Genomic DNA, 11,125 nt, shown 5'->3' with positions numbered 1-11,125 from the left:
CAACGGACAACGGACAACGGACAACGGACAACGGACAACGGACAACGGACAACGGACAACGGACAACGGACAACGGACAACGGACAACGGAAGCCACGGACAACCGGCTCACTCACGCGGCTTCCACTTCTCCGCGTTCTGAATCATGCTGCCAAGCTTCGCGCCGACAATCAGGTAGCGATCGATCAGATCGCGGAACTCTTCCTCCGACAGATAGCCCGAGTCCAATCCCGTCTGAACCCAGTGCCTCGTTTCAGCCGCTTCGCCATCGGAGTCGGTGAGCTTTGAAGCGAAATGCGCCGGATAGCGGCGCTTGTGCCAGCCTTCCGCAATATTCGCCGCTACCGATCTGGACGATCTCCGAATTTGATCGGTCAACGAATAAATCTCCTCCTTTGGAAATCGCCTCGTGAGCGCAAAAATGTCCCGTTGCAGAGCCAGTGCCAACTGGTACACCTCCAAGTCCTCGAATTGCCTCACAATCATAGCAGCAGCCTTCAACGGACAACGGACTACAGACAACGCCGCAAAGCGGCACAGAGGCCAGAAACCCGGACCGACAACCGACAACCGGTCGTCAGACCGCCGGCACCCCGCCGACCGTCGCACCCGCCGGCACATTCTTCACCACCACCGCGCCCGCCATACAACGGCTCCCTTCGCCCATCGTCACGCCGGGACCGACGAACGCATGCGCTCCGACCCAGCAGCCGTCGCCGATCTCGATCGGCCGGGTGATCAGATCGAAGGTCTCCTTCGAAAAATCGTGCGAGCCCGTGCAAAGATAAGCCCGCTGGGAAAGACAGGCATTCGTTCCGATCTTCACCCGCTCCAGCGACAAGATCCCGACCTCGTCGCCGATCCATACATGATCCCCGCACTCGAAGCGCCACGGAAAGGTGATGTTCACCCGCGAGCGGATCACCACGCGGTTCCCGATCTTTGCCCCGAAGGCCCGCAGGGCCGCGACCTTCAGCGCCGACGGCACCGGGAACCAAGCGGCGAACAACAGGCTGCGTACCAGCCACCACAGGCCTTCCTTCCACGCCGGGGCTCCGCGTGAAAAAGCGTCGTTGTTGTATTTCGCGAGATCGATCATCGGGATTCAATGCTGAGACTTGCAACCATGTCGCCCCAGGCAACCTGGCCCCAAGGCAGGACCACCTCATTTTAGGGTCGCTTGGAGATTGGGGATCGCGCGGCAGCGCGGGTAGGGCCGACCGCCCCCGGTCGGCCGCGAGTCGGAAAAGTGGCTGGCCGCCAGGACCGTTCCGATCGGCCGGGGACGTCCGACCCTACCGCTTGCAACCATCCAGGCGAGGAGGCTCTGACCGCGCAATCGCGCCCGTGACTCCCTCACTCCGACGGACCACCGGCAGCCAGATTATCGACCAGAGCGCTCAAAAGCCGGCCAACCCCGTCCATCCTGGACGCCTCGGGTAGCGCACAGGAACGGGCCCACCCCGCCAGGATCGAAGGCTCCCGCAACACCTCGCGAACGGCCGCCGCGATCGACGCCTCGTCGACGACCTCGAGGACCTGCCCGCTCCGGCCATCATCGACGATCCGCGCGCAGGAACTCGAGGTTAAAACCGGGAGTCCGGCCGCCAGCGCCTCCACTTGGGTCAGCCCGAAGCCATCCGAATGCGTCGGCAGGACAAAAAGGTCGGCGGCGTCGAACAGGGCGCCCACATCTTGTCGCGGCACGGCGCCCCGCCAGAAGACATTGTGCAGATTTGCAAAGCGATCCGGAACCGGAGGTCCCGCGGGTCCCACCAGGTGAAGCTCCACCGGCTGATCCGCCAGCCGGGCCATAGCCCCGAGCAGCTCCGCCACGCCCTTCCGCAGGTTCACTTGCCCCAGAAACAACAGGCGCAGCGGCCGTGCCGGCGTGAATCGTTCCGGATACCGGCGCCGCGAGGCGGACCGTTCCGGCGCTTCGTAAGGGATCGGGACCACGTGTAACCGCTCCGCCGGAACCCCTTCCGACCGCAAGGCTTCGTAGCTCCATCCGGAGTTCACGACGATCGCATCCGCCATTTCCCACTCCTCCCTCAGGTTTTCATGGTACCCTGGCGGAGCCGCCGCCTGGAATCCGGCGAAACCGGGGTGGCGTTCCACCAGACGGCGGACCATCCGGTCTTCCACCGGCCCCGGATCGATCTGCCCCAGCACGGTCTTCCAGCCCCTCCGGCGCGCCCAGCGGAACAATTCCCGAGACGCATAACTGTAACTGAACAGCACGCCGCCGCCCGGATCACCGATGCCACTCGAGTGGTCAAAACGTCGCGCCATCAACTTCAGGGCCTGGCGCTGGAAATGCTCATTGCGGGCGAGGATCGGATCCCAGTGATTGCCCACCTTCGACCGGACCCGCCATTCGAAAGCAAGGGTCGCAGCGTTGGCATGGAGAACCTCCGCGGCGGCCAGGTCCGGATGCCAGCGCCCGCTCATCCGGCGGCCCGCGGATCCGGGGAGGCGGAACCCGTGGTCCCACCAGAAATCGGTCACCAACGCACGCAGGCGCCCGGCCCGCTTCAGGGCCCGGGCGAAGGCATAGTGGTCCCGCGCCCCGAGCTGGGCGACAACCACCGGCGGATGATCAGCAGTCCTTGGGTTCAGAAAAGAAAAGGGTCATGGGCTGGCCCACGCGGGCACCCCGTGGATCACGGCATACCCGAGACGCTTGCCGCGCTCACGCAGGCGAAGCTGGAAGTTCTCCCACGCCGACCGCTCTTCGGCCGGCGTGGTGCAGACGGAAAATTCAAGCTCCGGCATCACCTTGCGGAAACAGGAAAGTGCCCGTGCCGCATGATAATCCGAGGTGACGATCACCACCCTGCCATAGCCGCCTTGCCTCAGCATCGGAGCCGTGTTGGCGGCGTTCTCGTAGGTCGTGCGGGCCTTGCCCTCGTGGATCAGCCGCGATGCCGGCACGCCGCGCGCCCGCAGGTCCTGGATCGTGTAACCGCCATCGCCGGTAACGATCACCGGCGTCCGGCGACGGAGCCACAAGCGGTGGCTGATTTCCGCCCGCTCCCGGGTATTGCCACCCAGCACCACCTGCACGTCGAAGTCTCCCGGAGGCCCGCCCGCCACGGTCACCGGAACGGAACTCACCAGCCCGCCAAGCGCCGCGGCCAGCAACAAGCCCATCGCAATGATCCGTCGCCGGCGCTGTTTCATGATTCAAGGAAGTGCCGCGGAAGGCCGGCCGACCCGGCACTGTGGGTGAGGCGAAGAACTTTGACCGCGATTTCCACCGAAGACCGCAAAGTTCGCGAAGGATTCTCGGACATCCCCTTCTCGGCATCTCGCTCCCATTGTTCGAGCAATTGCAACAACGTGTGCTTCGTCCCCTCTGTAACTTCGCGCTCTTTGCGCCCTGCTTTTCATCCATCCCACCACCAGCGATCAGCCTGCCACCTCCTGGTAGAACGCCTCCATCTTGCGCGCGATCCCCTCCCAGCCGAAGTCCGCCGCCATCCACTCGCGGCCGCTCCGTCCCATTTCGCGAAGTCCGGACGCTTCGACCCGAGTGGCCTCGTCCAACGCCGCCCCCAGCGCCGCGGCATCCGGTTCCACCCACCAGCCGCAGCCATGGTCCCGCAGTCCCTGCCACGGTGCCGCCGTGGTCGTGATCACCGGTACCCCGCAGGCCAACGACTCGGCCACCACGATGCCGAAATTCTCGCTGTGGGTCGGCAGCACGAACAGGTCCGCCGCGGCCATCGCACGCCACTTGTCGTCGCCTTCCAGGGAATTCGCGAAGCTCCAGCAATCCGTCAGCCCCGCTCCTGCCACCAAGCGCTCGACCTCGCCGCGATGCCCGCCTTCATCCGGCCCCACCACCCGCATCGACCACCCCTCCGGCCGGACCCTGGCCCACGCCTCGACCAGCATCGGCAGCCCCTTCTTCGGATGGATCCGGGAAAGGAACAGCGCAGTCCTATGGAGAGCGGGTTTGCAACCCGCTTCTTCAAAACCAAAACCGTTAGGAAGCCCTCCCGCTTCGCAACCCGCTTCTTGAGAATCAAAGCGGGTTAAAAACCCGCTCTCCAGAATGGGCACCGTCACGCCATTCGCGGCAACCACCATCGGTGCCTTCAATCCCAGCCGGCGCAGCTGCCTTGCCTCGCTGTCCGCGGTCGCGTGAAGACCCGCCGCCGCTTGCAGGTCCCGCTTCTGGTACAGCCACCACGCCGCCCGTTTCTTCCACTTCTTGTGATTCAGCGCCCAGGGTTCCAGCATCCCCCGCGGGCTGGCGATGCGGGGAATGCCGCGCGCCGCGCAGGCTTTCGCCACCTGCCGGTGACAGGGCAGCCAGATCCCGTGGTCGTGGACCAGGTCCGGCCGCCCGAAGGAATCCAGGGCCTGTTCGAACTCCCCCGGAAGCAGCTGCATCCTTTCCACCGCATCGCTCGCGAGATCCGCGACCCGCCATGTTCCGGCTCCATGGTCCATCCCCGGGGCCCACAGCCCCACTTCATGCCCCAGCCCGGACTGCGCCAGGGCAAGCTGCGGCACCGACCGCGCCGGTCCACCCGTCGCGGGGTCAAGGGAGGCCAGGGTGTGAATGATTCTCACGATGCTCCCGGTCTAAATGCTCGCCGGAATTTCACTCCGCCCCCGGCTCCCGGACCGGTGATCTCCGGTGCCATCTTGCTCCCCCCCTTCTTCGGCCTTCTCAAGACGGTGGCCCGCTTCCGGCCTCGTGCCTTAGGTGACCGCCGGTCCCGTCCCGCCCAGGCCACAGCCCCTCCCAATCCTATCATCAACAAAGGAAACGACTGGACAAAGAGACTCTGGATCAACTCAAACAGGATCAAAATTGCCAGCAGGAATCCCGTGGTCCCGCGCTCCTTCACCCGCCACATCACCCAAATCCCCCCAAGATAAACGAGCAGCACCCCGGGCAGACCGGCATCAAAGGTGACCTCGAGGATCTGGGAGTTCAGCGGCAGCAAATCACCGTAAAACCCGATTCCGGCACCCGAGCCATACTTGTCGTTGAGGACGCGGTAGTAGCGGCCCATCCCGAGCCCCGAAATCGCAAGCTCCGGGCTGGTCTTGAGCAGATCTTCGGCGAAGAACTCTTGCCGGTAGACCTTCTGGGCGTCGAGACCGAGTTCCATTTCCTTCTCACGGCTCTCCATGAGATCCTTCTGGGTCACCAGATAGTTTCCCACGGTATCCGCCATGAAAATTGGCACCAGACAGGCGATGATTGCAACCCCCACCCCGTACTTGAACCCCCGGGTTGAAATCAACAGGAAGGCGGGAAGCCATAGCAGCAGCGCGATGAGATACGAGGTGGAAAAGGTCAGGAACGAAACCAACAGGACCACAACGCCCAGCGCCTGAAGACCGTGCTTCTTCGTCAGGTCCCGCTCCCGCGCCGCCAGGTACAGCAAGCTGATCGTCCCCGCCAACAAGACGAGACCCAATCGCTTGGGTTCATCGGCGAACCCGTTGATACGGAATCCACCCTCCGACATCGACCCGGCTCCCACTCCCCCGGCCGAATAGATGATGCCCCGGTAGGGTAGCCCCGCCTTGTGGGCCAAGACCTGGTAGCACGCGTAGCCAGCATGCACCACACCGGCGAGGGCGAAGCCCTCGAAGAGCCGCCGGACGCCGGACTTGCCACGGGAAAACTGCCACGCGAAGCCACAGAGTATCAGCAGATTCACATAATTGAGCGAACGGATCACCGGCCTCACCCCGGAATCTCCGATCAACAAAGCTCCCAGCGTCGAGAGCAGGATGATTCCGAAACCCGCGGCGAGCCCCTTCGCCAAAGGGCCTTGGAATGGTGTCTTGCCGGAATAGAACCACCAGCCACCGATTACAAGTGGCACCAGGCGCCCGGGCGTAAGCTGCGAAAGCAGCGGAATGAAGAAGTCGACCGTCACCAGGAGTGGCAGGTACAACAGCAGGTCCCGCGGACGAACCAACAGGAGATACGCCGACCAGCCGACCGCCAGCGCCACCACGATGTAGTCGATGATACCGTGTCCAAATACCATGCGAATCAGCTTTTCACGGTTTGTTCCTTCCCGATCACGTCCAGGTAGAGGCGGGACAGCTCGTCGCCCGCCTGCCTCCACCGGAATTGCTGCCGGATCTCGTGAGCCACTCCCCGGGCATCGTCAGGCCACAGTCCGGCAACCACATAGTGCCGGACTGCCCGCGCCAGATCCTCCACCTCGCTGGGCACCAGCACACCCTCACTGGCCCGGCAGATCTCTGGCAAAGCCCCGGCCGGACAACCCACCACCGGGATGCCCGCCGCCGCGGCGTCGAGCGCGGTCATGCAAAACCCCTCTTCCGTCGAGGGCTGGACGTAGAGGTGAGCCTGGGAATAGTAACCCACCAGATCGTCAAAGGGCACCGCCCCCTGGACCCGGACTTGCTCACCCAGTTTGCGATGGGCGATATCGCGGCGGATCGAGTCGTGATAATGCGGCACCCGCGCCGGAGGCCCCACCAGTTCCCACACGAACGCCACGCCCATCTCGCGCAGCCGCGCCGCTACCGCTGGGATCAGGTGCTGCCGCTTGTGCGGTACCCACCCTCCCACCGTGAGCAAGCGCACAGGCTCGCCCGCTGCGGGAGCCCGGCAGGACGGCACCTCGACCCGTTCCAAGAGCTCGCCGGAACACCCGTGCCCGATCACTTCAATCCGGGCATCCGGCCGAACCTCGCGCAAGGACGCGGCGGCCATCCCGCTCGGAACCACCCAGGCATCGTAGTCGTGGCGACTCAATCTTGCCCGGTTCTTCGCCGCCACCAGCTTCAGGCGCAGCCGGTCTTTGATTCGCGGCAGCCGCCGATCTCCCGGCCAGGATCGACCACACTCTTGTGGGGGCACATTGTGAATGGTCGTGACCACCCGCACCCCGCGGTTCTGCAGTCCCGCGGTGTCGAGGGTCTCATTGACGAAGAGGCCGAAGAGCACGTGAACGATGTCGATCCTCCCCGCCTCCGCCATCCTGAGCGCGCGATCCGATGCATCACGACAGAACCGGTAACGCGCCTCCCGGTCCGGATCGCCGGCTGCCGGCCACGCGGCAGGAACCCGCGTCACGGTATAAGGCAGGTCCTCGGGATCCTCATCGCCATCGCCGGGGACCAGCAACTCGATTTCATGCCCGAGTTCCAGCAGCGCCTTGCAGGTCTGCTGCACGTACTCGACCGTCCCCCCCACCCGCGGATGGAAGTGCTCGCTGATGCACAAAATCCTCATGACAGGTACTTCGGTCCCTCCTTGATCTTCCGTCCCGCGATCCGCCATGCCTTAAGGTAGCGTCGGAGAGCCGTCGTCCAATGTTTCCAAGGTGTCCGTGGGCCCTTCGGGAACACGAAATAGCGCAGCGACAAGGCGAGATACTCCGGCCATTGGGAAAGCGGAATCTGTCGCCGCAAAAGGTAGAGATCCCCGACCATGTGGTGGAGAGCCTTGATCGTCTCGCCCTGCTGCCAGGATCGAATCCCCCCTTCTGCACTACCGATGTGCACCAAAGACGCAAATGGATCGAAGATTAGCCGCCCACCATTCCGGGTTAGCCTTAAACCAAAATCCGCCTCTTCCCGATGAGCCCCCTTTTCATACTGCTCATCCATGCCGCCGCAGGCTATAGCTTCCTTACGTCGCACCGAGAGATTGTTCGACCTCCCGACCCGCAGCCATGCCTGACAGCCCTGATTCGAGGGGAAGTAGGCCCAGCCAAGCCCGATGTTTCTAAAGAAACGATGACGATCATAGTGGACATCTTGCCCGACGTCAGGTGCCGAACCCGCAACACCAACGACATCTGAATCTCTATAGTGTCGAAGGTGCTTTACGAGAAATTGCGAATCTTTAATGATTACATCGTCATCGATAAATAACACCACATCTCCTTTTGCTTCGCGCAAACCATGGTTTCTCGCCGCAGACGCAGAAGGCTTGACTTGCGAAAAATACCGAAGTTTACCCCAAGAGCAACCCACTGGGTTGCGTCGTTCAACGGGAGTCTGATCAATGACCAAAATTTCACTTTCGCAACCGGATTGCGAAAACAGCGCTGTGATCGTCTCAGTGAGACAATCGTAGCGATCATATGTTGGTATTACTACTGATATATACCCAACACATTTTGATCCAGCACTCATTCCGAATTTCTATTATCTCTATTTTATATATCGATCCCCAATCCCCCCCCTGACTCCAACCATCAAACATAGAATAAACCCCGCCAGAAGCGCACATCCTTTTAACCGATCGGACCTCCTCATCCAGTGATCCAAAAAACCATATTTCACTCATCCTTCCATATGATATTTTTAACAAATGCACGGGATTTCACGATGCCAATTTTCGGCCGAATGCGATCCTAGGCACGACCCTCATTCGAGAAATAGCTTATTAAACAGAAACTATCAACTGCCAAATTAATTTACAAACGAAGACTCCTCATAACACCTGGTTCAAGCAGAGATCTATTTACAAAAAGAAAGTCCACTTGAACAATAATTGGACCGATCGAATGGATTTCTCCAATCTGTAGTGGGAGAAAGCCAATATCACCCATCCGCTCGATATATCTAGCAATGTTAGGCGCCCCCGTGTTATATTCCAGTATAGGTAGTTCCATGAGAACCCATTTCGCGCCTCGGAAAGTGAGCACTCCACCTTCAATCACATCGAGCTCCGAGCCCTGAGTATCTATCTTGATGAAATCCGGCTGTGGCAAACTATTTGTTTCCGCTAGGCTGTCAAGGCTCGACGCCTTGGTTGCAACGGGTTCGGTGCCATCATACTGCGGTGTGACTTCTTTGTAATATGAACCTCCGGTTGAATCTGTATTTTCGCCAGTCGCATAGAACTGGACCTCGCTAACTCCTGGCTTCGAGAGGACTCCAATAAAATGTTCGAGCCCGGTATTCGCGAGCTCCTTGGCGTGGGTGGAATTCGCTTCAAACAATACTATCCGGACATCAGGCATGATCTCCGCTAAAGATTGCGCCCACCTCCCCTTATGCGCACCTATATCATATACCGTTTTGATATTCCCCTCTTCGTAATATCGCAATAGCCGCCACTTGATCCGAGAATGGAGCACGACATTTAGACTTATTTTTTGGTATATCCGATAGCGCACGGATCGCAAGATACGACGTATCGAGGCGCGACCACTCTTTCTCTGGCTTGTTGATCTGGAATTTGACATTTTGATCTTAGTTGTTTAAATTTCACGTTGAATTGATCGCTGGACCAAATTATCTCTTACTCGATTTTACTCGCGACTTATGAACCTCCATTGACCAACTTATCAATGACATCTCGACGAAAATCCTCCTTCCAAGAGAGCTTGTGAACGAAACTGTGTCGAATTATGCTAAGGTCAGCATGGTCTGGATCCCGTCCGAGTATCTGAAGCTTGAGGAGGCGGTGGCTAGGGGTTGCGCTAAAATTCGGTGTTTTCGCCCATTCCTCTCGGAAAGCTCTTGAACGCCAGCACAACCATTCGAACGAGAAATCGTGCCAGTAATAGAGATTCGTGGAGCGGCGACGACCGCTCCAGAATTGTTCTGTAGCTTCCAGCCAGCGCCGGATGATCAGAGCACCAGGCTTGCTGGCAAGAAACCAATTTGACAACACTCGTCCCGGCCGAGGCGCCCGAAAGGCAAAGAAATCAGCCTGCAGCATGATCGAAGGCATCCAATTGTTCAGAGGTAGATTGCAGATTGAGGTTGCATCAGCCCAGACGCCACCATGCTCGTGGAGCAATCGGGTTCGGAGGACGTCGGCGTAATGAGCAGTAAGTGTGCCCTCAGGCAGCGCGGAACGATCGAGTATCGCGTTGGCTTGCTCGGCGTCTAGGAACTCAACCTCCCAGTCAGGATTCCTAGTTACCCAGGATTCGTGGCACTTCCGAACCAAATAAGGAGCGCCATTCAATCCGGCGTCCCAGAACATGAATATCCGACGCGGTAGATCATCGGCGCTTCGTCCGTCCAAAGGCGAGGGTGAAACAAGCGGTCCAAAGCGACTGCTCTTCGCCCGGATAAATGCAGACCTAATCATTTTGGCAAATCCTCAAGTATTTAAAAATAGAGACTGAAAACCATTCCATTCGGCATACAGAACAAATATTATTATTGACATGCCTCCCCCGCGACAATGATACTTTCGGATTATCTTTGGAATTGCTTTTTGATCCGCAACGCGCCCTGGATCCCGAAAAGACCTGCTAGAAGTCGAGCGCATACTGGAAGCGATGGACTAAAGCCGGAAACTCCACATTCCTCCTCAAATGCAGCCGCACGTCCAATTATCTCTGGTACGTTTTGCCAAGCATACGCTGTCTTCCGAGCTCGACTCAGGCAGGCCTTACGGGCGTGACGATCAGACCTGATCTCAAGGATCAACTTGGACACAATCTCGAATGCTTCGAAGAAACTACGCGCGGACTTCAATGAGCGATCACTGCTGATTGAGCCCTCGGGCGGATCTCGGTAGAATACCTGAGTTTCGTTGCAGAATCGCACTTCTCTTGCCTGAGCCAGAAGTCGGCCGAAGAACTCACCGTCGTCATCACCTGTTAGCCGGGTATTCCAGCCTCCAACCTTTTGGATAAGTTGGCGATGCACCAGCCAGCAATGAGGAGGGAAGAAACCCCCGTCGTACCACATGTCGACCAACAGAGAGAGTCCGTCAGCGTAGGTGTTCCAGAAGCGTCTTGGATCTGGAGTGTCGATGCGCCCATCATCGTAAAAACGGGCCCACGGGCAGACAGCCATTGAATCGCTCTCGGCCCCTTCCATGGCTGCGATCTGCACGGCGATTTTCTCGGGCGGGAGGATGTCGTCGGCGTCGAAGAACTGGATCCATTCCCCCGTGGCCGATTCGATCCCGGTGTTGCGTGCCGAACTGGCACCTCGGTTAGGGCCGGTGATGAGATGGATTCGGTCGGCGAAGGGTTCAATTTCCTCGAGGCTGCGGTCGATCGACCCATCGTTGACAACGATCACTTCGGCAGGATATGACTGCGAAAGGGCACTCTCAATCGCGGCAGCAACATATCGCTCCTTATTGTAGCAGGGAATAATGATGGACACTGTGGGACTCATGGCGGAC

At 59.6% G+C, this 11,125-nt stretch carries 11 protein-coding genes; all 11 read right to left on the bottom strand.

What is annotated here, in order from left to right; all coding sequences use genetic code 11:
- Positions 1 to 108: 108 nt before the first annotated feature.
- Positions 109 to 486: a four helix bundle protein gene (locus IG178_RS09295; RefSeq protein ID WP_193212268.1), complete on the bottom strand. Its 378-nt coding sequence runs from the start codon at positions 484 to 486 to the stop codon at positions 109 to 111.
- Positions 487 to 577: 91 nt separating this feature from the next.
- On the bottom strand, positions 578 to 1,099 hold the full coding sequence (locus tag IG178_RS09290) for a WcaF family extracellular polysaccharide biosynthesis acetyltransferase (RefSeq protein WP_193212267.1): 522 nt from the start codon (positions 1,097 to 1,099) through the stop codon (positions 578 to 580).
- Positions 1,100 to 1,356: 257 nt separating this feature from the next.
- Positions 1,357 to 2,592 (bottom strand): glycosyltransferase, encoded by a 1,236-nt coding sequence (locus IG178_RS26170; protein ID WP_193212266.1) that lies wholly within the window; start codon positions 2,590 to 2,592, stop codon positions 1,357 to 1,359.
- 42 nt (positions 2,593 to 2,634) lie between these two features.
- Positions 2,635 to 3,186 carry a YdcF family protein gene (locus tag IG178_RS09280; protein WP_193212265.1) on the bottom strand — a complete coding sequence of 184 codons (552 nt, stop codon included), beginning with the start codon at positions 3,184 to 3,186 and terminating at the stop codon, positions 2,635 to 2,637.
- Positions 3,187 to 3,414: 228 nt separating this feature from the next.
- Complete coding sequence (locus IG178_RS09275; RefSeq protein WP_193212264.1) at positions 3,415 to 4,587, bottom strand: glycosyltransferase; 1,173 nt, start codon at positions 4,585 to 4,587, stop codon at positions 3,415 to 3,417.
- Positions 4,584 to 6,029, bottom strand: a complete 1,446-nt coding sequence (locus IG178_RS09270) for a hypothetical protein (RefSeq protein ID WP_193212263.1) — start codon at positions 6,027 to 6,029, stop codon at positions 4,584 to 4,586. Before IG178_RS09270 ends, IG178_RS09275 begins: the two co-directional genes overlap by 4 nt.
- Positions 6,030 to 6,034: 5 nt before the next feature.
- Positions 6,035 to 7,249 (bottom strand): glycosyltransferase family 4 protein, encoded by a 1,215-nt coding sequence (locus IG178_RS09265; RefSeq protein WP_193212262.1) that lies wholly within the window; start codon positions 7,247 to 7,249, stop codon positions 6,035 to 6,037.
- Positions 7,246 to 8,157 (bottom strand): glycosyltransferase family 2 protein, encoded by a 912-nt coding sequence (locus IG178_RS09260; RefSeq protein WP_193212261.1) that lies wholly within the window; start codon positions 8,155 to 8,157, stop codon positions 7,246 to 7,248. Before IG178_RS09260 ends, IG178_RS09265 begins: the two co-directional genes overlap by 4 nt.
- Before the next feature lie 284 nt (positions 8,158 to 8,441).
- Positions 8,442 to 9,215 (bottom strand): FkbM family methyltransferase, encoded by a 774-nt coding sequence (locus IG178_RS09255; protein ID WP_226895237.1) that lies wholly within the window; start codon positions 9,213 to 9,215, stop codon positions 8,442 to 8,444.
- 77 nt (positions 9,216 to 9,292) lie between these two features.
- Positions 9,293 to 9,964 carry a capsular polysaccharide synthesis protein gene (locus IG178_RS09250; RefSeq protein WP_193212259.1) on the bottom strand — a complete coding sequence of 224 codons (672 nt, stop codon included), beginning with the start codon at positions 9,962 to 9,964 and terminating at the stop codon, positions 9,293 to 9,295.
- A 218-nt stretch (positions 9,965 to 10,182) separates the two neighbouring features.
- Positions 10,183 to 11,106: a glycosyltransferase gene (locus IG178_RS09245; RefSeq protein WP_193212258.1), complete on the bottom strand. Its 924-nt coding sequence runs from the start codon at positions 11,104 to 11,106 to the stop codon at positions 10,183 to 10,185.
- Positions 11,107 to 11,125 lie beyond the last annotated feature (19 nt).

It is taken from the genome of Neoluteolibacter marinus (genome assembly GCF_014904755.1).
In the GTDB taxonomy this organism is placed as follows: domain Bacteria; phylum Verrucomicrobiota; class Verrucomicrobiia; order Verrucomicrobiales; family Akkermansiaceae; genus Haloferula; species Haloferula marina.
The sequence above is the reverse complement of the archived record's forward strand: the minus strand, read 5'-3'. Positions and strand labels throughout refer to the sequence as shown.